18 protein-coding genes are annotated in these 21437 nt (G+C 60.6%); 11 read left to right on the plus strand and 7 right to left on the minus strand.

All coding sequences use genetic code 11. The features are described from left to right. Positions 1-290 precede the first annotated feature (290 nt). Both macA and LRO94_RS11895 read left to right on the plus strand, forming a co-directional pair. A complete protein-coding gene (gene macA, locus LRO94_RS11890; RefSeq protein WP_122681425.1) occupies positions 291-1442 on the plus strand; it encodes a macrolide transporter subunit MacA in 1152 nt (383 codons plus the stop codon). Positions 1443-1445: 3 nt separating this feature from the next. After that, positions 1446-3404, plus strand: coding sequence for a MacB family efflux pump subunit (locus LRO94_RS11895; protein WP_032885760.1), 1959 nt, complete (start codon positions 1446-1448; stop codon positions 3402-3404). A 117-nt stretch (positions 3405-3521) separates the two neighbouring features. Here LRO94_RS11895 and LRO94_RS11900 read toward each other — a convergent pair whose 3' ends face one another. Together LRO94_RS11900 and LRO94_RS11905 are read right to left on the minus strand one after the other, a co-directional pair. Beyond that, positions 3522-4190, minus strand: coding sequence for a response regulator transcription factor (locus tag LRO94_RS11900; protein ID WP_177326421.1), 669 nt, complete (start codon positions 4188-4190; stop codon positions 3522-3524). A 141-nt stretch (positions 4191-4331) separates the two neighbouring features. Further along, complete coding sequence (locus LRO94_RS11905; RefSeq protein ID WP_032885763.1) at positions 4332-5576, minus strand: methionine gamma-lyase; 1245 nt, start codon at positions 5574-5576, stop codon at positions 4332-4334. A 123-nt stretch (positions 5577-5699) separates the two neighbouring features. Between LRO94_RS11905 and LRO94_RS11910 the strand changes: the two genes are divergently transcribed. Further along, positions 5700-6170 carry an Lrp/AsnC family transcriptional regulator gene (locus tag LRO94_RS11910; protein WP_032885766.1) on the plus strand — a complete coding sequence of 157 codons (471 nt, stop codon included), beginning with the start codon at positions 5700-5702 and terminating at the stop codon, positions 6168-6170. 96 nt (positions 6171-6266) lie between these two features. Next, complete coding sequence (locus LRO94_RS11915) at positions 6267-6704, plus strand: carboxymuconolactone decarboxylase family protein (protein WP_095185955.1); 438 nt, start codon at positions 6267-6269, stop codon at positions 6702-6704. Positions 6705-6707: 3 nt separating this feature from the next. On the opposite strand, the gene LRO94_RS11920 is transcribed toward LRO94_RS11915, so the two are convergent. Continuing rightward, positions 6708-8855, minus strand: a complete 2148-nt coding sequence (locus tag LRO94_RS11920) for a TonB-dependent siderophore receptor (RefSeq protein WP_179179167.1) — start codon at positions 8853-8855, stop codon at positions 6708-6710. A 240-nt stretch (positions 8856-9095) separates the two neighbouring features. Here LRO94_RS11920 and LRO94_RS11925 point away from each other — a divergent pair, with 240 nt between their 5' ends. Next, complete coding sequence (locus tag LRO94_RS11925) at positions 9096-9506, plus strand: SRPBCC family protein (protein WP_032885770.1); 411 nt, start codon at positions 9096-9098, stop codon at positions 9504-9506. Positions 9507-10149: 643 nt separating this feature from the next. Here the strand turns inward: LRO94_RS11925 and LRO94_RS11930 are convergent. Together LRO94_RS11930 and LRO94_RS11935 are read right to left on the minus strand one after the other, a co-directional pair. Beyond that, positions 10150-11541, minus strand: a complete 1392-nt coding sequence (locus tag LRO94_RS11930) for a sensor histidine kinase (protein WP_032885772.1) — start codon at positions 11539-11541, stop codon at positions 10150-10152. After that, on the minus strand, positions 11519-12202 hold the full coding sequence (locus tag LRO94_RS11935; protein ID WP_010564812.1) for a response regulator transcription factor: 684 nt from the start codon (positions 12200-12202) through the stop codon (positions 11519-11521). Before LRO94_RS11935 ends, LRO94_RS11930 begins: the two co-directional genes overlap by 23 nt. A 313-nt stretch (positions 12203-12515) precedes the next feature. Between LRO94_RS11935 and LRO94_RS11940 the strand changes: the two genes are divergently transcribed. Then, positions 12516-13421, plus strand: a complete 906-nt coding sequence (locus LRO94_RS11940) for a hypothetical protein (RefSeq protein WP_032885773.1) — start codon at positions 12516-12518, stop codon at positions 13419-13421. Positions 13422-13644: 223 nt separating this feature from the next. Here the strand turns inward: LRO94_RS11940 and LRO94_RS11945 are convergent, their stop codons facing one another. Then, a complete protein-coding gene (locus tag LRO94_RS11945; protein ID WP_032885775.1) occupies positions 13645-14553 on the minus strand; it encodes a MurR/RpiR family transcriptional regulator in 909 nt (302 codons plus the stop codon). Positions 14554-14635: 82 nt separating this feature from the next. After that, complete coding sequence (locus tag LRO94_RS11950) at positions 14636-14839, minus strand: hypothetical protein (protein ID WP_143499427.1); 204 nt, start codon at positions 14837-14839, stop codon at positions 14636-14638. On the opposite strand from LRO94_RS11950, the gene LRO94_RS11955 reads away from it, so the two are divergent. From LRO94_RS11955 to iolD, 5 genes are all read left to right on the plus strand, one after another. Next, a complete protein-coding gene (locus LRO94_RS11955; RefSeq protein WP_179179166.1) occupies positions 14838-16775 on the plus strand; it encodes a bifunctional 5-dehydro-2-deoxygluconokinase/5-dehydro-2-deoxyphosphogluconate aldolase in 1938 nt (645 codons plus the stop codon). The two genes, LRO94_RS11950 and LRO94_RS11955, sit on opposite strands and share 2 nt — an antisense overlap. A gap of 184 nt (positions 16776-16959) precedes the next feature. Continuing rightward, complete coding sequence (gene iolE / locus LRO94_RS11960; protein ID WP_032885779.1) at positions 16960-17853, plus strand: myo-inosose-2 dehydratase; 894 nt, start codon at positions 16960-16962, stop codon at positions 17851-17853. Continuing rightward, on the plus strand, positions 17850-18638 hold the full coding sequence (iolB, locus tag LRO94_RS11965; RefSeq protein WP_122681417.1) for a 5-deoxy-glucuronate isomerase: 789 nt from the start codon (positions 17850-17852) through the stop codon (positions 18636-18638). Before iolE ends, iolB begins: the two co-directional genes overlap by 4 nt. 24 nt (positions 18639-18662) lie before the next feature. Continuing rightward, positions 18663-19478 carry a TIM barrel protein gene (locus LRO94_RS11970; RefSeq protein WP_095185950.1) on the plus strand — a complete coding sequence of 272 codons (816 nt, stop codon included), beginning with the start codon at positions 18663-18665 and terminating at the stop codon, positions 19476-19478. A 10-nt stretch (positions 19479-19488) separates the two neighbouring features. Next, the gene (gene iolD / locus LRO94_RS11975; RefSeq protein ID WP_179179165.1) at positions 19489-21420 is read left to right on the plus strand and encodes a 3D-(3,5/4)-trihydroxycyclohexane-1,2-dione acylhydrolase (decyclizing); all 1932 of its coding nucleotides are present in this window, start codon (positions 19489-19491) and stop codon (positions 21418-21420) included. Positions 21421-21437: the final 17 nt, after the last annotated feature.

A 21437-nucleotide genomic window follows, 5' to 3' on the forward strand; every position in this document is an offset into this window, starting at 1 on the left:
CTCGCCTAGGCTCGGCGTGCCCTCACTCCGGCTTTGGAACGTGGGCCGCCGCTCCAAAACCTGCGTTCGGCCAGCGTGGTTTTACGGGGCGACCGCAGATCAAAATCAAGAGCGCGGCGGCCTTAGAGCCGACCGGTTTATTGAGTCGAACTGCTTTCACAGGTGGGAGGGGGCTTGCCCCCGATAGCGATCTTTCGGTGTGCATATCCATTCCTGCAGAAACGGATATGTACCCAATCAAAAAAAGCCCAACCCAATAGGCCGGGCCAAACCACTTTCTATGGTCATCTATGCAAAACTCTAAATTCCGCAAAATCGGCATATTCACCGTACTGGCCGTAGCCATCAGCCTAATCATCTACACCGTCCAGGCCCCGGCCGACGCACCGCTGTACCTCACCGCCACCGCCGAGCGCGGCGACATCGAAAATGCCGTCCTGGCCACCGGTCTACTCGAAGGCATCAAGCAAGTCGACGTCGGCGCCCAAGTCTCCGGCCAGTTAAAGTCACTCAAGGTCAAAGTGGGCGACAAGGTAAAAAAGGGCCAATGGCTCGCCGAAATCGACCCGTTGATCCTGCAAAACACCCTGCGCAAAGCCCAAGTAGATGAGGAAAACCTCCAGGCCCAGCGCCGGGCCACGGCGGCTCAGCTCAAGCAGGCCAAGTCGGTGTATGAACGCTACAAAGGCTTGCAGGATGACGAGTCGGTATCGCGCCAGGACTTTGAAGATGCCGAATCGACCTTCCAGGTGCAGCAGGCCAATCTGTTGGCCCTGGATGCGCAGATCAAAAGCGCACATATCCAGATCGACACCGCCAAGATCAACCTGGATTACACCCGTATCAATGCGCCCATCGACGGCGATGTCGTGGGCATCGTCACCCAGGAAGGCCAGACGGTGATCGCCAGCCAACTGGCGCCGGTGCTGCTCAAGTTGGCGGACCTGGACACCATGACGGTCAAGGCCCAGGTGTCGGAGGCGGATGTGATTCATATCAGCCCCGGCCAGCAGGTGTATTTCACCATCCTCGGTGAAGCCGACAAACGCTACTACGCCAAGCTGCGCGGCACCGAGCCGGCGCCGCAGAACTTCCTTGAAACCCAGACTGCCGGCACGCCCAAGCAGAACACGGCGGTGTTCTACAACGCGTTGTTCGATGTGCCCAACCCCGACCATCGCCTGCGCATCGCCATGACCGCCCAGGTGCGTATCGTGCTCGACACCGCCCAGGCCGCGTTGATGGTGCCGGTGGCGGCGCTCGGGGCGCGCAATAAGGACGGCAGTTACGCGCTGCGGGTGCTGGATGCCAAGGGCAAGGCGGTGTCCCGTGATGTAAAAACCGGCATCAACAACAACGTCAAGGTGCAGATCCTGGAGGGCCTGGCCGAGGGCGATAAAGTGGTGATCGGTGATGCGTCGCCTGCTGTGGCGGGGAACTGACGGATGAGCCAGCCACTGTTGGAACTCAAGGGCATCACCCGTAGTTTCATGGCCGGCGAGCGTGAGTTCATTGCGCTCAAGGGTATCGACCTGACGATTCAGGCCGGGGAAATGATCGCGATTATCGGTGCGTCCGGTTCCGGTAAATCCACCTTAATGAATATCCTTGGCGGCCTGGATTACGCCACTGCCGGCAGTTACAAGATCAATGGCATCGAAACCCGTTCGTTGGGTGATGAACAACTGGCGGAACTGCGCCGCGATTATTTCGGGTTCATCTTCCAGCGCTACCACTTGCTGGCGCACCTCAGTGCTTTGCACAACGTGGAAATGCCGGCGATTTACGCGGGCACCCCACAGACTCAACGCCACAGTCGCGCACGGGAGTTGCTCGAACGCCTGGGGCTGGCCAGCCACACCACCCACCGTCCCAGCCAGTTGTCGGGCGGGCAGCAGCAACGGGTGAGTATCGCCCGGGCCTTGATGAATGGCGGTGAAGTGATCCTCGCCGACGAACCCACCGGCGCCCTCGACACCCACAGCGGCAAGGAGGTGATGCGTATCCTCGCCGAGCTGCACGCGGCCGGGCACACGGTGATTATCGTCACGCACGATCCCAAGGTGGCGGCGAATGCCCAGCGTATTGTCGAGGTCTGCGACGGCGAGATCATCAGTGACAAGGCCAACACCCGCAGTGGATTGGACGCGCCTGCCGAGGCGCCGATAGAGCCCCGGCGCAGCGGCGCACGGCGGTTGGTGGCGAGCCTTGGGTTGTTCAAGGAAGCGTTCAACATGGCCTGGGTCGCGCTGGTGTCCCATCGCATGCGCACCTTGCTGACCATGCTCGGCATTGTCATCGGCATCACCTCGGTGGTGTCGATCTCGGCCATCGGCGAAGGCGCCAAGCGCTATGTGCTCAAGGACATCCAGGCGATTGGCAGCAACACCATCGATATCTTTTCCGGCACCAGTTTCGGCGACAGCCGCGCCTCGGCCATCGAAACCCTGATGCCGTCGGATGTGGACGCGTTGAACCAGTTGTACTACGTGGACAGTGCCACGCCGGTGGTGGGCCGCAGCCTGTTGCTGCGCTACGGCAATATTGATCTGGATGCCCAAGTCAATGGCGTCAGCGACCGCTACTTCAAGGTCAAGGGGCTGAAGCTTGAAGCCGGTATTGCCTTCAGCGAAAGCGATGCACGGCGCCAGGCCCAGGTGGTGGTGATCGACCACAACACCCGGCACCGTCTGTTCGGGCCGAACGTGGACCCGTTGGGCCAGGTGATCCTGGTGGGCAACCTGCCGTGTACAGTGATTGGCGTGACGGCCGACAACAAAAACATGTTCGCCGCCAGCAAGGCGCTCAACGTGTGGGTGCCTTACGAAACCGCGGCGGGGCGTCTTTTAGGCCAGCGCCATTTGGACAGCATCACCGTGCGCATCAAGGACGGCCAGCCGAGCAAGGTGGTGGAAGACAACGTCAACAAGCTCATGCTGCAACGCCACGGCACCAAGGATTTTTTCACCAATAACCTCGACAGCATCATGCAGACGGTGCAGAAAACCAGCCGCTCCCTGGCGCTGCTGTTGTCGTTGATCGCAGTGATTTCATTGCTGGTGGGGGGGATTGGCGTGATGAATATCATGCTGGTGTCGGTCACCGAGCGTACTCGTGAGATCGGTATTCGCATGGCAGTGGGCGCGCGGCAGTCGGACATTCGTCAGCAGTTTTTAGTGGAAGCGGTGATGGTGTGCCTGATCGGCGGCTTGATTGGTATCTCGCTGTCCTACGCGCTGGGGTTTCTGTTTTCGCTGTTTGTGAAGGAATGGGAAATGGTGTTTTCGGTCGGCTCAATCGTCACAGCCTTCGCCTGTTCGACGCTGATCGGCATTGTGTTCGGCTTTGTGCCAGCGCGGAACGCGGCGCGGCTGGACCCGATTGAGGCATTGGCCAGGGACTGATTTCTGTTGGCCGGTGAAGATCAAGTGTGGGAGGGGGCTTGCCCCCGATGAGGGACTGTCAGTTGATGCATCTATGGCTGACACACCGCTATCGGGGGCAAGCCCCCTCCCACCGGTTTAACTGGTGATGTCGTCCGTGGAATACATCCAGCGCAACAACGAATGCCGTCCGCTGATCCCCAGTTTGATCGCCGCCCGCTTGAGGTAGCTTTCAATCGTGTTGACCTTCAATGCCAGTTGCTCCGCCAACTCCGGCGCCGTCCGCCCGGCCAGCAGGCCCACACACACTTCCAGCTCGCGGTTGGACAGGGTCAGGCCCGATTGCACCAGGCGTTCTTCAATGCGTCGGCGCAGGGTGTCGATGCCCTGGTTTTGCGGCTCCCTCGGATCGCTGTCCTGGCGGCAGGGCTGGATCGCGGCGATGTGTTTTTCCACCATCGGCAGCAGCAGGGTGGAGAAGTCCTGCAGCATGCTGCGCTCCTGAGGCGAAAAGCTTTCGGACTGGTGCGAGCGGTACACCGACAGCACGTAGCGCACGTCGTCTTTGCGGCGTGTGAGGTGCAGTTGTGCGGCGGGTTGTGCTTCGCCCAGGGCCGCCACCGAATCGGTGTAGACCGGGCTGATCTTGCGGCGGGTGTGCCCTTCGGGGCTCACGCGCATTTGGGTGATATGGGTGGCGTCCACTGCCAGTTGGGTGAGAATCAGGTCATGCAGCATGCGTGGGAAATGGCGACTGCCGGTGCTGGCGATGACCTTGCCTATATGTGGGAACAGGTTTGAGTTCATCAGTTCGTCCATGAATGTCGAGTGCAGGACGTATGCTAGTACAGCCTGGCGGCGGGATGGGGATCCAATTGGGAAAAAAACCAGATTAAGCACGGCCAACGGCGGCCGGACCTGTCCGACCGCCGTCAGGGCAAAACAAACTCATCTCACCGCATGCGCCGCCATCAGCGTTCGGCGCGGCAAGGCGCGCGTGCATGTGGCCAGTGCTTGCTGCACATCCGCCAGCAGGTCGGCAACGTCCTCAAGCCCGACCGATAAACGCACCAGGCCTTCGCTGATGCCGTGGTGCGCGCGCTGTTCCGGGGTGTAGGTGGAATGGGTCATGCTCGCCGGATGCTGGGCCAGGGATTCAGCGTCGCCGAGGCTGACCGCGCGGGTGAACAGCTTGAGGGCATTCATGAAGCGCCGACCGCTATCGATCCCGCCCTTGAGCTCGAAAGCAATCATGCCGCCCGACTGGCTCATTTGCCGCGCCGCCAGTTCGTATTGCGGGAAAGAGGGCAGCCCCGGATACGTGACCCACTCCACCGCCGGGTGCGCCTGCAACGCTTCGGCCACGGCCTGGGCGTTGCTGCAGTGGCGGTCCATGCGCAGGGCCAGGGTCTTGAGCCCGCGCATCAGCAGCGACGCATCCTGGGGCGACATCACTGCGCCGGTCAGGTCCTTGAGGCCTTGCAGGCGAATGCGCTGGGCCGTGGCCAGGTTGCTGACGGCGATGCCGGCGGTGATGTCGCCGTGGCCGCTGAGGTACTTGGTGGCCGAGTGCACCACCACATCGGCACCCAGTTCCAGCGGGCGTTGCAGGTACGGCGTGCAGTAGGTGTTGTCGATCACCACCGTCACGTTTGGCTGTTGATGGGCGAGGGCGGCCACGGCTGTGATGTCCACCAATTGCAGGGTGGGGTTGGCCGGGGTTTCACAGTAGATCATACGAGTGGCAGGGCTGAGCGCTGCTCGCAGGGCGGCCAGGTCGGTGAGGTCCACATGGCGAACCTTGATGCCGAACTCGCCGATACCGTGATGCAGCAGGGCGAAGGTGCAGCCGTAGAGGGTCTGGCTGACGATCACCTCATCGCCTGGCCGCAGCAGGGTCCAGAACGTCGCGGCAATTGCGCCCATGCCGGAGCTGAACGCCACTGCCGCCTCGCCGTTTTCCAGGGTGGCCATGCGCGATTCCAGCAGCGCCAGAGTCGGGTTGGAAATGCGTGTATAGAAGTGGCCGTCGGCTTCGCCGGCAAAACAGGCGGCGCCGTATTCGGCAGTGGGAAACGCAAACGTGGCCGACAGGTAGGTCGGCGGCACGAGCGCGCCGTGGTGGTCCTTGGGGTCGTAGCCGTGGTGGATGGCGCGGGTAGAAAAGCCGAATGCATTATGTTTATTGTTCATGTCGGGCGCTCCTTATTTCCTACAATGCTATGCTCATAACCAAGGCTGAATTTTCCAAACTTTGCCGACAAATCCCGCGTTAAGGGATGAAAAAACCCTAAAAATAATGAACAGAGGCAAATCATGCCCGTCACCTTGGACCGCACCGACAAAGCGTTATTGAACGCCCTGCAAGGCAATGCCCGTTTAACCGTGGCCGAACTCGCCGAACGCGTGTCCCTGACCACGTCACCGTGCTGGCGTCGGGTCCGTCACTTGGAGGAGAGCGGGGTGATCAGCGGTTACCAGGCGATTCTTTCGCCCAAGGCGCTGGGGTATGGGGTGACGGCGTTTGTCAGCATCATGATGGAAAGCCACACCCAGGATATCGCCCGGGCGTTTGAGCAGCGGTTGTTGGAAATTCCGGAAATCGTGGCCTGTCATAACGTATCGGGGCGCTATGATTTTTTGCTCGAAGTGGTCGCCAAGGATTTGGAGTCGTTTGGCGAGTTTGCGCGGGAGGTGTTGCAGACGCTGCCGTGCGTCAAAGAGATCTATTCGAGTTTTTCTTATAAGTCGGTGCGGCCGTTGCGGGTGATTCCGTTGCCGGGCTGATGCATTGGCTACCTGATCTTCCCCGGAATTGGATATTCCTGACGGCCGCGACGGTGACTAACCTAGCCACCAATCCCACCGTTCTGGAGTTCCACCATGCAATCCCGTACCGACTTCTACACCGCTTCCCCGGACGCCATGAAAGCCATGCTTGCCCTTGAAGCGGCGGTCGGCAAACTCTCCATCGAGTTGCCGTTGCTGGAATTGATCCGCCTGCGTGTGTCGCAGATCAACGGCTGCGCCTTCTGCCTGGACATGCACACCGCCGATGCCCGCAAGGGCGGCGAAACCGAGCGTCGCCTCTACACCCTGTCAGCCTGGCGTGAAACGCCGTTCTTCACCCCCCGTGAACGTGCGGCGCTGGCCTGGGCTGAAAGCCTGACGCTCATCAGCCAGACCCACGCCCCGGACGAAGACTTCAACGCGCTGGCCGCTGAATTCAGCGCCCAAGAGCAGATCGACCTGAGCGTGGCGATCGCGACCATCAACAGCTGGAACCGTCTGGCGGTGGGTTTTCGCAAGATGCCCAAGTAAGCGTCAGAAGTTGACTGAGGCACTCAGGCGCGCCGTCAGTGGCGCGCCTTGGAACAGATAGTCATCGCCCATGTACTCACCCGCGTCGCGCCAGTAGCGCTTGTCGAACAGGTTGTCGACGCTCAGGCGGAACACCGTCTCGTAGCCGTCGACGTTGGTGGTGTAGCGGCTGCCGACGTTGACCACCGCATAATCTCCCACCTCCACATTGCCGCTGCGGTTGGCGTACTTCTTGGCGCTGTATTGCACGCCGCCGAGCACCGCCAACCCATTCACCCACGGCAACGCGTAGTCGGCGTAGACACTGGCGCGCAGCTTCGGCACGTTGATCGCCTGATGCGCTTCGTATTGCGGCGTGCCGCTGCCGGTCACCCGTGCGCGAATCGCCGCCACGCTGGTGGAGATTTGCAGACGTTCAGTGGCCCAGCCGTTGGCCGAGAGTTCTAATCCGGTGTTTTTCTGTTCGCCCTGCTGCACATAGGTGAAGTCGCCGGCAGCACCGGGCTTGGCGTACTGGTAGGCCTGGCGGGTCTGGAACACGGCAGCGGCGAAGCTGATGCGGCGCCAGTCGTATTTCACCCCGGCTTCGATCTGGCGTGAGGTGGTGGGTGCCAGGGTTTCAGCAGCGTTGGTGGCGAACCACGGCGCGGTGCCGCCCAGGGACAGGCCTTTGCTGTAGCTGGTGTACAGCGAGAGGTTTTCAATGGGTGTGTAGATCAGCGAAGCCTGGGGCAGGAGCACGTATTGCTGGGTATGGCGTGTCTGGTCGCCGCTGACAGCGTCGAAGGCTTTTTCATCCAGGCGCACTTCGCGGCCACCGAGGATGGTTTGCCATTGCTCATTGAAACGGATGCGGTCGGTGACGAACACGCCGTATTGGCGGCTGTCGAGGTTGCGGTGGCTTGGATTCAGCGGTTTGTCGGTGGGGGTGAACGTCGGCGTGTCTTCGTCGATGTTGCTGGTGCCGATGTACTCGTTGACCGGGTTGCGCTTGTCGATCACCCGACGGAACGCGCTGGTGCCGAAGGTCAGCTCATGGCCGATGCCTGCAGTGTCGAACAACCCGGTCATGGCCGCCTGCACTTCGTCGTCGCGGCGGGTGTCGTCGGGGCTGCGGTAGTCGTAGACGTCGTAGTTGCCTTCGGGCGTGAAGTGGTTGCCGACGCCATTGGTATCGCCGCCCCAGGCGAACGAGCTGTAATCATCGATCACCACCTTGCTGCGCGCGGCGCTGAAGCTGCCTTTCCACTGGTCGCTGAAGCGGTATTCAAACCTGCCGTTGAGGTTCAACGAGTCGATGCCAACCTGCTTGGAAGCGCTCTGGTGGCCAAGCAGTTTTCTCGGCGAGGCGTCGTGGGGCACCTCAGTGCCGCCCAGCAACTGGTAGCCCGGTACCGAGCGTTGTTGCTTGTTCTGGTATTCCGCGTCCAGTTGCAGCACCGCGTCGGGGCTGATGTTCCAGTCGAAGGCCAGGGACACAAAGTCGCGCTGGCCGTTGGCATGCTCCACGTAGGAATTGAGGTCTTCATGGGCGACGTTGGCGCGCAGCCCGAATTGCTGCTCGCTGCCAAACCAGCCGCCGACGTCGGTGGCGATATAGCCACTGCCGCGGTCATCGGTGGACACCGTGACCGAGCGCACATCCTCAGGGCGCTTGGTCACGTAGTTGATCACGCCGCTGGGCTCGGAAATCCCGCTTTGCAGGCCGGCCAGGCCCTTGAGCACTTCGACCTGTTGCTTGTTTTCCAGGGCCACGTTCTGTTCGCCGGTGATGGTGCGCCCGTTGATCTTGTAACTGCTTGCCGCATTCAGCGAGAAGCCACGCACCACGAAGTTTTCGTAGTAGCCGATGGGCGCATAGCTGTCGCCTACCGAGGCGTCGTTGCGCAGCACCTCACTGAGCAGTCGCGCTTGCTGGTCCTTGATCAGGTCGGCGTTGAACACGCTGATCGACGCCGGGGTTTCCAGCAGCGGTGCTTCAGTGAAGCCGCCGACCGAGGCGGTATCGGCGCGATAACCGGACTCATCCTGGCCCTGAACCTTCACGGCCGGCAGTTCGATCTCTGCCGCGAGGCTGTTGCCAATACCGCCACTGAGCAACAGGCCGAGGGCGAAACGTGAACTAACGACGGGACGAAAACGCAAAACCATGGGGGCAGGGCCTTAAAGCGCAGGGCGGGGGGCGCATAAGCTAGGCATTACGGCGCGGTTTTACAAGTTATCGAGAATGGTTCTTTCACCTCACCCGCAACGGTGGAAGCCGGCTTAGGGATTAGATTTCAGCAAGAACGCCTAAAGGTGTTGTGTTCGCCGCTGCTTGAGGGAGTTGATGCATTGAGGCGCGTGGCGTGGCAGTCTGGACGACGTTTTCCTACGACTTGGAGATTTACCGTGGCAACAGCATCAGCAGTGATTGAAATCCCGGTATCGGCCGACACGGTCTGGCAATTGGTTGGCGGCTTCAACAGCCTGCCGGACTGGTTGCCGCTGATCGCCAAGAGCGAGCCAGGCGAAGGCGGCCGCTTGCGTCACCTGACCACTGGCGACGGTGGTGTGATCGTAGAACGTTTGCAGACCTTTGATAACGTGGCGCGCACCTACAGCTACACCATCGAGGAATCGTCATTTCCTGTGACTGCATACCTGGCGACGTTGCAGGTTGAAGCGCTGAGCGAATCGTCGGCGAAGGTAACCTGGTCGGGCGTATTCACGCCGGCGGCGGGCACCACGGATGCTGCGGTCGAAGAGTTATTTGCCGGGGTTTACAAGGGTGGGGTTGAGGCGCTGCGGGCGAATTTCTGACCTCATGAGCGTGCTTCTGTAGTGAGCGGGCTTGCCCCGCGCCGGGCTGCGAAGCGGCCCCAATAAACGCACCGCGTAGTATCAGGCAGCGTCCGGGTCGCCTGGTTTGGGGCGGCTTCGCCACCCAGCGCGGGGCAAGCCCGCTCACCACAGATAACTGGCACTACAGACAACTGTCACCACAGACAACTGTCGCCACAGATAACTGTCGCCATAGATAACTGTCATCACAGACAACTGGCACTCCAATTTGCCGGGGTTTACAAGGGCGGTGTTGAGGCGCTGCGGGCGAATTTCTGACCTCATGAGCGCGCTTCTGTAGTGAGCGGGCTTGTCCCGCGCCGGGCTGCGAAGCGGCCCCAATAAGCGCACCGCGTAGTATCAGGCAGCGTCCGGGTCGCCTGGTTTGGGGCGGCTTCGCCACCCAGCGCGGGGCAAGCCCGCTCACCACAGATAACTGTCACTACAGGCAACTGGTACTACAACAACTGTCACCACAGATAGCTGTCACCACAGATAGCTGTCACTACAGATAGCTGTCACCGCAGACAACTGGCACCACGGGATAGCTGGTACAGCAAAATAACGGGTACAGCGGAATAATGAATGGCGCACCACAACACGCACATTCACTCGGTTAAGGCTATTCGGGCATAAGCTGTTGGCGGCACTCCAATACCAAACGCGCGCCCCCGCTTGCACTGCTGCCAACTTCCAACTTGAACCCATGCAAGTTGATGATCGCCGCCACAATCGACAAGCCCAACCCGAACCCACCTTGTTGGTCGCTCTCATCCACGCGATAAAACCGTTGGAACACTGCTTTGCGTTCCGCCGCCGGTATGCCCGGCCCGGAGTCGTGCACTTCGATGCGCGTGCTGCCGCCATCGTTGACCGCGCGCAAAATCACTTCGCCTCCCGCAGGGGAGAATTTGATTGAGTTGCTCAGCAGGTTGGCCAGGGCTTCGAACAGCAGTGCGCGATCGCCGGTGATCCACGGCAAGGATTCCGGGGTGTCGAGCACCAGATGCAGCTCGCCTTCTTCGGCCAGGGGCAGGTAGAAGTCGTGCAACTCGCGCAGCAGCGGCAGTGGGTCCATCACGAGAAAGCCTGAGCGGCGCTGGTGGTCTTCAAGCTCCGAGATACGCAATAGCCCGCGAAAGCGCGCCATCAGGGTGTCGGTTTCAGCGATGGCGTCGTCCAGTTGCAACGCATGCGCCGACTCGGCTTCGGCCTGCTGCTTGATGCGGTACAACTGCGCGCGCAGGCGGGTGAGCGGGGTGCGCAGGTCGTGGGCAATGTTGTCGCACACACCCTTGACCTCGTTCATCAGCTTCTCGATGCGGTCGAGCATGGCGTTGACGATGGCCGCGAGCATGTCCAGTTCGTCACGGCGGTTGGACAATGGCAAGCGGTGCGTGAGGTCGCCGGCGACGATGGCTTCGGCGCTGGCCTGGATCCCGCGAATCCGCCGTAACGGACGGCGACGCAGCAAATGCCAGCCGGCAGCGCCGGGAATGATCGTCAGGGACAATGCCCACAGCAATGCATGCCAGATGATCCGCGTCACACCAAACAGCGAACCGTTGGCGCGCACCAGCACCAGCCAGCGGCCTTCGTCGGTGTGGGTGGCGACGGCGTCGCAGCTGTCCTTGGGCAGTTTGGGATCGTCGGAGTCGACGCAATTGGTCAGGGTGTGGATCTTGCCGTCCAGGGGCAAGTCGGGTGGTATCGCGCGGATCGGCCCGCTCAAGGGTCGAAATTGTTCGTCGAACAGGCCGTAGGCGTCCACGCCCTTCATGTCGAAGGTCATGCTGGTGGTCAGCGCTTCCACCAGTTCTTCACCGTCGAAACGCTGGAACAGGTGCTGGCGCTGCATCAGCGAGTGGCGCGAGAGGTCGCTCAGGTAACCGGAGACTTCGTAATACAGCACCCCCATGAGGATGCAACTCCAGGCCACGAACAGCGAACTGTACAGCGCCAGCAGACGGCTACTGGAAGAACGCCAGCCCTTAGAGGGGTTCAGCAATGACATAACCGGAACCTCGTACCGTGCGGATCAGCGGCGTGAGGCCCGGTGGATCGATTTTCTTGCGCAGGCGGCCGATGTGCACGTCGATCAGGTTGGTGCCTGGGTCAAAGTGATAGCCCCAGACTTCCTCGAAGATCATCATCCGCGACAGGATCTGCCCGGTGTTGCGCATCAAAAATTCCAGCAGTTTGTATTCGGTGGGCAACAGGCTCAGGGGCTGATCGGCGCGACTGGCTTCGCGGCTGATCAGGTTGAGTTCCAGGTCGGCCACGCGCAGGGCGGTCTCGAACTCCTTGACCGTGCTTTTGCGGCGCAGCAGCACTTCGACGCGGGCGGCCATTTCATCGGAGGCGAACGGCTTGGTCAGGTAGTCATCACCCCCGGCGCGCAGGCCGCGTACGCGTTCGTCGACATCGGAGAGGGCGCTGATCATCAGGATCGGCGTCGACACCCCAATGGTGCGCAGGGTGGTGACGATGGCCAGGCCATCGAGTTCGGGCAGCATGCGGTCGAGGGTGATCAGATCGTAATCACCACTCACGGCGCGGACCAGGCCTTCGCGGCCGTTGTCCACCCAATCTACGTCCAGTCCATGGCTACTCAGCTCGGCGACGATCTCGCGGGCCGTTACGGCGTCATCCTCGATGGTCAAAATGCGGGTCATAGGATTACCTGGTGAGCGATTCACACTAGAAGTGGGGGCATTTTGCCAAGAAATGGCTGAACGCTTCCTAAATAAAACTTCATGTTTCTGAAGCTCACCCTGTTTCCACGGTTGGCGCTCATAAAGGGGGGCAGGGCTTGCATAACGCCCGCTGGTGAAAGCCCTATCTTGCAACTTGCATGGTTCGGTTAAGTTCAATCGAGTTAACGTGTTGAATTTTAACGATTTTAATTTTATTGCTCGCTGGCATGGTGCCTGCACTGTCCCTTTTGAGACTTGTAACACTATTTTTCCTGCCGGGAGCAAAACAACAATGATCACATCCTCATCCACGCTGCAAGAGTCGAGCACGCTCTCCGGGGTTTCCTGGGGGGCTATTTTTGCAGGGGCCGCGGCGGCAGCTGCGCTGTCGCTGATTTTGGTACTGCTGGGTTTCGGCCTGGGCTTTTCGGCGGTGTCGCCGTGGGCCGATAGTGGTATCAGTGCCAAGGGGCTTGGCATTTCCACCATTGTCTGGCTGGCGTTTACCCAGATCGTTGCGTCCGGCTTGGGTGGCTATATCGCCGGCCGGTTACGTGTGAAGTGGGCCGGGATGCATGGCGACGAGGTGTACTTTCGCGACACAGCCCATGGCTTCCTGGCCTGGGCGGTAGCCACGTTGGTTACCGCAGTGCTGGTGGTCGGTTCGGTCAGCAGTGTTGTCAGCGGTGGCGTCAAAGCCGGTGCCAGCGTGGCGGCGGGTGCTGCCAGCGGAATCACTCAAGCGGCCGGCAGTGCGGCTAAAGGCGTGAACGGCGGCGACTTCGACTATTACGTCGACAGCCTATTTCGCGATGACCGCCCAGTTGCCGTCAGCGATGACGCGGCCCACGGCGTAGTCGCTCGCATCTTCACCCGCACCCTGAGCAACGACGGCCAACTGGCCGCTGAAGACCGTGCCTACCTGGCCCAGTTGATCAGCCAGCGCACCAACCTCAGCCAGGCCGACGCCGAAGCGCGTATCGACAAAGTTTACGGCGATGCCCGTAAAGCCGTCGAAGACGCCAAGCTCAAAGCCAAACAGGCTGCTGATACCGCCGCCAAGGTCGCCGCTTACACCTCGCTTTGGACCTTTGTTGCCCTGTTGATCGGTGCGTTCTTTGCCAGCTTCGCTGCGACCTTTGGTGGTCGTCGTCGCGATGCCGTGGTGTACGTCGAAACCGAAAACTACGTTCGTTAATTCAAGGAGAACAACATGCGCTCATTACTGCTTTGGTTCCTCGGCGTGCCGATCCCGGTGATCATTCTGATCGCGATTTTCATGCACTGATCCGGACCCAGCTCGGTCCATTGTGGGAGGGGGCTTGCTCCCGATAGCGAAGTGTCAGTCGACAGCAACATCGACTGTTCCAACGCCATCGGGGGCAAGCCCCCTCCCACATTTGCGTTGCGGTGTTTGATAGTCAGTCGTCGAACCCGACTTGCTCGTGAATTTCGTCCACCTTCAACTCCAACCGATACGCCACCGCAATAAACAGCGCCTGGCACAGGCAGAGGGTCGCGCTCAATGAGCGGAAGGCAAACGACGAGCCTTCATTCACCAACAACACTGCGTTCGCCCGCTTGGCCAGGGGCGACAGGTTGCTGTCGGTGATGATCAGGGTCTTTGCCTGGTGGTGTTGCGCAATGCGCAGGCAGTGCTGGGTCTCTTTGCCGTAGGGCGTGAAGCTGATGGCGATCACCAGATCATTGGCGCGCACGCTGCGCATCTGCTCGCGGTAGCTGCCGCCCAGACCCGAGATCAGATGGATACGCTTGTTGGTGTGCTGCAGGTTGTAGACCAAGTAATCGGCCACCGCGAACGAACGGCGAACACCCACCACGTAGATATTGTCGGCATTGACCACCAGGTCCACGGCCTTGTCGAACGCGACGTCATCCAACTCCAGCCCCAGACGCTCAATACCCGACAGCGTGGCGTTGACGCATTCGCGCGCCAGGTCGCCGCCGCTGGCCTTTTGGGATTTGTTGGCAATCATGCTGCGAATGCGCTGCTGGTAGTTCTGTACCGGCGTGGTCTTGTGGGTGTAGGCCTCGCGAAACAGTGCCTGCATTTCACTGAACCCACTGAAGCCGAAACGCTGGGAAAACCGCACGATCGCCGAGGGATGCACTTCGCATTCGCGGGCGATGTCGCTGATGCGGTCGACCATGATGCGGTCGCTCTGTTGGCTCATGTAGCTGGCAATGCGCTTGAGTTGCCGAGGCAGGCTTTCATATTCGTCGGTGATCAGCTGCAACAGGCGTTCGGCATTGACCGGAGGGCTGGCGAGAGGGGCTTCCAGGGTGGTCTCGGGATCGGTGCGGGACATGGGCAATCCTTCTGGCGTGTTCGTCTGATGCGCTGATGGGTGGCGCAAGTCTACAGGGTAGGCGCAAAAAAATACCCCGGCATCACGGCCCCGGTGGGCTGCTGAAACGATGCACGCGGGCTAGGGTGCCATTATGCTGGCTTATTGGAAAAAATATTCCACTAAAAATAATTCTGGAATAAATATTGATTGAGCCCGCTGAACGTTCTAGTCTGCTCTCACCAAGAGCGTGAGCCGTCACCACGGCGGCACCACGCAGGCTGATAAAAATAACAGGAGCCAGCATGGGCCAGACTCGTTTTGCCAGTGGGCGTCAATTGGATCTGATTTGCCTCGGGCGCCTGGGCGTCGACCTCTACGCACAGCAAGTAGGTGCGCGGCTTGAGGACGTGTCCAGCTTCGCCAAATACCTCGGCGGTTCCTCCGCCAACATCGCCTTCGGCACTGCGCGGTTGGGCCTTAAGTCGGCGATGCTGAGCCGCGTGGGTGACGATCATATGGGTCGCTTCCTGGTGGAATCCCTGGCCCGCGAAGGCTGTGATGTCAGCGGCATCAAGGTCGACCCGGAACGGCTCACTGCCCTGGTGCTGCTGGGCCTCAAGGACCGCGAAACCTTCCCGTTGGTGTTCTACCGCGAAAACTGCGCCGACATGGCCCTGCGCGCCGAAGACATCAGCGAAGCCTTTATTGCCTCCAGCAAAGCGCTGCTGATTACCGGCACGCATTTCTCCACCGACGGTGTGTACAAGGCCAGCATCCAAGCGCTGGACTATGCGGCCAAGCACAACGTCAAGCGCGTGTTGGATATCGACTACCGCCCTGTGCTGTGGGGCCTGGCAGGCAAGGCAGATGGCGAGACGCGTTTTGTCGCGGACCAGAATGTCAGCCAGCATGTGCAGAAAATCCTGCCGCGTTTCGACCTGATCGTCGGCACCGAAGAAGAATTCCTGATCGCTGGCGGCAGCGAAGACCTGCTCACCGCGCTGCGCACCGTGCGCGAACTTACGCCCGCCACGCTGGTGGTCAAGCTTGGGCCGCAGGGGTGCACGGTCATTCACGGTGCGATTCCAGCGCGCTTGGAAGACGGCGCGATCTACCCTGGCGTGCGTGTGGAAGTGCTCAATGTGCTGGGCGCCGGCGATGCATTTATGTCGGGCTTTCTCAGCGGCTGGATCAATGACGCCAGCGACGAACGTTGCAGCCAACTGGCCAATGCCTGTGGCGGCCTGGTGGTCTCGCGCCACGCTTGCGCTCCGGCCATGCCGACGCCAGCCGAGCTTGATTACCTGTTCAACAGCCCGGTGCCGATCACTCGGCCGGACCAGGACGTGACCCTGCAACGTCTGCACCGTGTCAGCGTGCCGCGCAAGCAATGGAAGCAACTGTTTATTTTCGCCTTTGACCACCGCTGGCAATTGGTCGACCTGGCGCAAAGAGGCGGCCAGGATCCGGCACGCATCAGCGATATCAAGCAGCTGTTTATCCAGGCCATCGAACGCGTGGAAAAAAAGCTCGCCGAGCAGGGCGTTGCCGCCGATGTGGGGTTGTTGGCCGACCAGCGTTTTGGTCAGGACGCGCTCAACGCCGCCAGCGGTCGTGGCTGGTGGATCGCCCGCCCGGTGGAAGTGCAGAACTCGCGGCCCCTGGCCTTCGAGCATGGCCGTTCGATTGGCAGCAACCTGATCGCCTGGCCTCAGGAACAGATCATCAAGTGCCTGGTGCAATTCCACCCGGATGACGAACCCTTGCTGCGCCTGGAACAGGAAGCCCAGCTCAAGGCGGTGTACGAGGCGTCCCTGGTCAGCGGCCATGAATTGCTGCTGGAAGTCATCCCGCCCAAGGATCACCCGTCCACCTACCCGGACGCGCTCTACCGCAGCCTCAAGCGCCTGTACAACCTGGGCATCTACCCAGCGTGGTGGAAAATCGAGGCGCAGTCGGCCGAGAACTGGAAAAAGCTCGACGAGCTGATCCAGGAGCGTGACCCGTACTGCCGTGGCGTGGTGTTGCTGGGCTTGAATGCCTCGGCTGAGTTTCTCGCTGACGGCTTCCAGCAAGCCAGCCAAAGCACCACCTGCCGTGGGTTTGCCGTGGGCCGCACGATCTTCCAGGAACCGAGCCGTTTGTGGATGGCGGGGGAGATTGATGATGAGACGTTGATTCAGCAGGTACAGGCGACCTTTGAGCAATTGATCAACGCCTGGCGCAGTGCGCGAGGCTAAACCCAGTTCCTAATTTGAAATGCAATCCAATGTGGAAGGGGCGGTGCGACGATTCGACTTGCCCCCGATGGCTGAGTGTCAGACAACACTTCTGTAACTGAACTACCGCTATCGGGGGCAAGCCCCTCTCACATAAAGCAGAAAGCAGATCTCAGTGATACCTGAAAATAATAAAGGTGCAGCCATGCCCGCAATCCGAATTGGCATCAACCCGATCTCTTGGAGCAACGACGACCTTCCGGCCCTCGGCGGTGAAACTCCGCTGAGCACTGCCCTAAGCGAAGGTAAGGAAATCGGCTACGAAGGTTTCGAACTTAACGGCAAATTCCCCAAGGATGCCAAGGGCGTCGGCGACGTATTGCGCCCCTATGACTTGGCGCTGGTCTCCGGCTGGTATTCCAGCCGTCTGGCGCGCCGCTCGGTGGCTGAAGAAATCGAAGCCATTGCCGGCCACGTCGAACTGCTGAAACAAAACGGCGCCAAGGTGCTGGTGTACGGCGAGGTGGCCGATTCGATCCAGGGCTCGCGCATTCGCCTGATCGAACGCCCGCGCTTTCATAGCGAGCAGGCCTGGCAGGAATACGCCGACAAGCTCACTGAGTTAGCGCGTTTTACCTTGTCCCAAGGCGTGCGACTGGCGTACCACCACCATATGGGCGCGTACGTCGAATCCCCGCAAGACATCGACGAGTTGATGCGCCGCACCGGGCCGGAAGTCGGCCTGCTGTTCGATTCGGGCCACTGCTACATGGGCGGCGGCGAACCCCTCGACGTGCTGCGCAAACACATTGACCGCGTGTGCCACGTGCATTTCAAGGACGTGCGCAAACCGGTGGTGCAACTGGCGCGCAACCAGATGTGGAGCTTCCCCGACTGCATCGTCAACGGCACTTTCACCGTGCCCGGCGATGGCGATATCGATTTTGCCGAGTTGCTCGATGTGCTGCTGGCCGCCAAATACGAAGGTTGGCTGGTGGTGGAGGCCGAGCAGGATCCGGCAGTGGCGCCCAGTTATATCTACGCGAAAAAGGGCTATGACACCTTGCGTGCTCTTCTCACTGAGAGGGTTGGACAATGAGTCTGTTGGTCAAAAGCAACAAACGCGGGCAAACCATGGTTGCCTTGGAAGAGGGGCGTCTGGAATACGTAGGGTTCAAAGCCTACCGTCTGAGTCTCGGTGAAACCCTGCCGGTCAGCGCCGGCGATAAAGAGCTGTGCCTGGTGCTGCTCAGCGGTCGGGTGAATATCGACGGCGAGGGCTTCAACTGGCAGAACCTTGGTGATCGCCAGTCAGTGTTCGAGGAAAAGTCCCCGTTCGCCGCCTACCTGCCGCCGGGCACCGATGCCCAGGTCACCGCCTTGAGCGACGTACAAATTGCCGTCTGCGCTGCTCCCGGTGCCGGCGGTTACGAACCGCGCCTGATCCGCCCGCAAGACTGCAAGCGCAGCGTACGTGGCAAAGGCGCCAACACCCGTTACGTGTGCGACATCCTGCCCGACACCTCACCGGCTCATTCGCTGCTGGTGGTGGAAGTACGCACGCCGTCGGGGCATTCGTCGAGCTACCCGCCGCACAAGCACGACACCGACGATCTGCCGCACCAAAGCTTTCTGGAAGAGACCTACTACCACCAGATCAACCCGCCCCAGGGTTTTGTGTTCCAGCGGGTCTACACCGACGACCGCAGCATCGACCAAGCCATGGCCGTGGAAAACAGTGACTTGGTGGTGGTGCCCAAGGGCTATCACCCGGTCAGTGTGCCGTACGGCTACGAGTCTTATTACCTGAACGTCATGGCCGGCCCCAAGCGCGCCTGGCATTTCCACAACGACCCGCAGCACAGTTGGCTGCTTGACCTTTAAAACGGTTCTAGACGGAGAACAACAATGAAGTCGCCTCTACGCTTTGCCCTGAACCGCATGGTCGCGCCCAACCTGTCCCTGCCGGATTTCATCCAATTGGCGGCCGCGCTTCAGTGCGATGCCATCGAAATTCGCAATGACCTCAAAAACCGTGAAATCGAATACGGCACCCCGGCCAGTCGCGTGCGTGAGTTATGCGCGGTGCAGGGCATTACGGTGCTGTCGATCAACGCGCTGTACCCCTTTGATGTGTGGAACGACGAGCGCCGCGCCCAGGCGATCAAACTCGCTACCTACGCCCGTGAATGTGGTGCCCAAGGCCTGGTGATGTGCCCGCTCAATGAACCGGGCGACACGCGCAACGATGCCCAGCGCGCCGCCGGTTTGCGCACTGCATTGAGCGAGCTGGCGCCGATCTTGCGCGAGTACGGGATTCTCGGTTTCGTCGAACCCCTGGGCTTCGAAGAGTCTGCCCTGCGCCGCAAGCGTGTGGCGGTGGACGCAATCAAGTCCATTGGCGGCCTGGATGTGTTCCGCGTGGTGCACGACACCTTCCACCACCACTTGGCCAATGAACATGAGTTCTTCCCGGAGTTGACCGGCCTGGTGCATATCTCCGGCGTGGAAGATGCCGAGGCGCCGCTCAACTCGATCCGCGACGGCCACCGTGTGCTGGTGGGCGAGGGCGACATCCTCGGTAATGCCGCACAGATCGACACGTTGCTCAGCACCGGTTACAGCGGCTACCTGTCGTTCGAGCCATTTGCCACAAGCGTGCATGAGTTGGCGGATATACAGCAGGCGTTGGGGGCAAGCATCGCCCACCTGCAAAATCGTTAAGGGGCGCGACATGACCACAACACGACTGACCATGGCCCAGGCCCTGGTGAAGTTCCTGGATAACCAATACATCGAAGTCGATGGCGTGCAGAGCAAGTTTGTCGCCGGCGTGTTTACCATTTTCGGCCACGGCAATGTGTTGGGCCTGGGCCAGGCGCTGGAGCAGGACAGCGGCGATCTGGTGGTGCACCAGGGCCGCAACGAGCAGGGCATGGCCCACGCCGCCATCGGTTTTGCCAAGCAGCACCTGCGCCGCAAGATCTACGCGTGCACCGCCTCTGTCGGCCCTGGCGCGGCGAATATGCTGACCGCTGCGGCGACCGCCACCGCCAACCGTATCCCGTTGCTGCTGTTGCCCGGTGATGTCTACGCCAGCCGCCAGCCCGACCCGGTGTTGCAACAGATCGAGCAGTTCCACGACCTGAGCATCAGCACCAACGACGCGTTCCGCTCGGTGAGCAAATACTGGGACCGTATCAACCGTCCTGAGCAACTGATGACCGCCGCAATTCACGCCATGCGCGTGCTCACTGACCCTGCTGAAACCGGCGCGGTAACCCTGGCGCTGCCTCAGGATGTGCAGGCCGAAGCCTGGGACTACCCTGATTATTTCTTGCAAAAACGCGTGCACCGTATCGACCGCCGTCCGGCCACCGCCGCGATGATTGGCGATGCGTTGGCGGCTTTCCGAGACAAGCGCAAGCCGCTGATTATCTGCGGCGGCGGCGTGAAGTACTCCGGCGCGAATGCTGCGTTGCAGGCGTTTGCCGAGCGTTTTGATATTCCGTTCGCTGAAACCCAGGCGGGCAAAAGTGCGGTGGTCTCAAGCCATCCGCTGAACGTGGGCGGTATCGGTGAAACCGGCTGCCTGGCCGCCAACCTGCTGGCGCCAGAGGCCGACTTGATCATCGGTATCGGTACCCGCTATACCGACTTCACCACCTCATCCAAGTCACTGTTCAAACATGGCGAGGTGAAGTTTCTCAACTTGAATATCAGCTCCGCCGACGCCTTGAAGCTGGACGGCGTGCAGGTGTTGGCCGATGCCAAATTGGCCCTGCAAGCGCTGGCCGATGCCCTCGGCGATTATCGCTCCGGATGGGGCTCGCAGATCAGTGAGGCCAAGGCGCAGTTGGACGCCGAAGTGGACCGTGTGCACCAGGTGGAATACCAGGGTGATGACTTTGTGCCTGAGGTCGACGACCACCTGGACCGCGCTGTACTGCGCGAATTTATCGAGCTGACCGGCTCGTGCCTGACCCAAAGTCGCGTACTCGGCGTGCTCAATCAAACCCTGGCCGATGACGCGATCATCGTGGCCGCCGCCGGCAGCTTGCCTGGCGACTTGCAGCGCGCCTGGCGCAGCAAGGGCGTCAACACCTACCACGTCGAATACGGCTACTCGTGCATGGGCTACGAGATCAATGCTGCGCTGGGCGTGAAGCTGGCCGAGCCGACCAAAGAGGTCTACGCGCTGGTCGGCGATGGCTCCTACATGATGCTGCACTCGGAGCTGGCCACCTCCATCCAGGAGCGACGCAAGATCAACGTAGTGCTGCTGGACAACATGGCCTTCGGCTGCATCAACAACCTGCAGATCGGCAATGGCATGGACAGCTTCGGTACCGAATTCCGCTACCGCGACCCCGAGAGCGGCAAGCTCGACGGCGCGCTGGTGCCGGTGGACTTCGCCATGAGTGCGGCGGCCTACGGCTGCAAGACCTACAAGGTCAGCACCGTGGAGCAGCTTGAAGCGGCCCTGGCCGATGCGCGCACGCAAACCGTCTCGACCCTGATCGACATCAAAGTGCTGCCCAAGACCATGATCCACGGCTACCTGTCGTGGTGGCGGGTAGGCGTGGCGCAGGTTTCCACCAGTGAGCGCACCAACGCAGCGGCGAAAAAACTCAATGAACACCTGGCGAAGGCCCGGCAGTACTAATAACAAGAGGAGTGTTT

This window comes from Pseudomonas sivasensis (assembly GCF_021391435.1).
Classification (GTDB): domain Bacteria; phylum Pseudomonadota; class Gammaproteobacteria; order Pseudomonadales; family Pseudomonadaceae; genus Aquipseudomonas; species Aquipseudomonas sivasensis.

Excerpts from the sequence above, each read along its gene's own strand:
- macA (WP_122681425.1), top strand. The coding sequence starts at position 291 with ATGCAAAACTCTAAATTCCGCAAAATCGGCATATTCACCGTACTGGCC.
- LRO94_RS11895 (WP_032885760.1), top strand. The coding sequence starts at position 1,446 with ATGAGCCAGCCACTGTTGGAACTCAAGGGCATCACCCGTAGTTTCATG.
- LRO94_RS11900 (WP_177326421.1), bottom strand. The coding sequence starts at position 4,190 with ATGAACTCAAACCTGTTCCCACATATAGGCAAGGTCATCGCCAGCACC.
- LRO94_RS11905 (WP_032885763.1), bottom strand. The coding sequence starts at position 5,576 with ATGAACAATAAACATAATGCATTCGGCTTTTCTACCCGCGCCATCCAC.
- LRO94_RS11910 (WP_032885766.1), top strand. The coding sequence starts at position 5,700 with ATGCCCGTCACCTTGGACCGCACCGACAAAGCGTTATTGAACGCCCTG.
- LRO94_RS11915 (WP_095185955.1), top strand. The coding sequence starts at position 6,267 with ATGCAATCCCGTACCGACTTCTACACCGCTTCCCCGGACGCCATGAAA.
- LRO94_RS11920 (WP_179179167.1), bottom strand. The coding sequence starts at position 8,855 with ATGGTTTTGCGTTTTCGTCCCGTCGTTAGTTCACGTTTCGCCCTCGGC.
- LRO94_RS11930 (WP_032885772.1), bottom strand. The coding sequence starts at position 11,541 with ATGTCATTGCTGAACCCCTCTAAGGGCTGGCGTTCTTCCAGTAGCCGT.
- LRO94_RS11935 (WP_010564812.1), bottom strand. The coding sequence starts at position 12,202 with ATGACCCGCATTTTGACCATCGAGGATGACGCCGTAACGGCCCGCGAG.
- LRO94_RS11940 (WP_032885773.1), top strand. The coding sequence starts at position 12,516 with ATGATCACATCCTCATCCACGCTGCAAGAGTCGAGCACGCTCTCCGGG.
- LRO94_RS11945 (WP_032885775.1), bottom strand. The coding sequence starts at position 14,553 with ATGTCCCGCACCGATCCCGAGACCACCCTGGAAGCCCCTCTCGCCAGC.
- LRO94_RS11955 (WP_179179166.1), top strand. The coding sequence starts at position 14,838 with ATGGGCCAGACTCGTTTTGCCAGTGGGCGTCAATTGGATCTGATTTGC.
- LRO94_RS11950 (WP_143499427.1), bottom strand. The coding sequence starts at position 14,839 with ATGCTGGCTCCTGTTATTTTTATCAGCCTGCGTGGTGCCGCCGTGGTG.
- iolE (WP_032885779.1), top strand. The coding sequence starts at position 16,960 with ATGCCCGCAATCCGAATTGGCATCAACCCGATCTCTTGGAGCAACGAC.
- iolB (WP_122681417.1), top strand. The coding sequence starts at position 17,850 with ATGAGTCTGTTGGTCAAAAGCAACAAACGCGGGCAAACCATGGTTGCC.
- LRO94_RS11970 (WP_095185950.1), top strand. The coding sequence starts at position 18,663 with ATGAAGTCGCCTCTACGCTTTGCCCTGAACCGCATGGTCGCGCCCAAC.
- iolD (WP_179179165.1), top strand. The coding sequence starts at position 19,489 with ATGACCACAACACGACTGACCATGGCCCAGGCCCTGGTGAAGTTCCTG.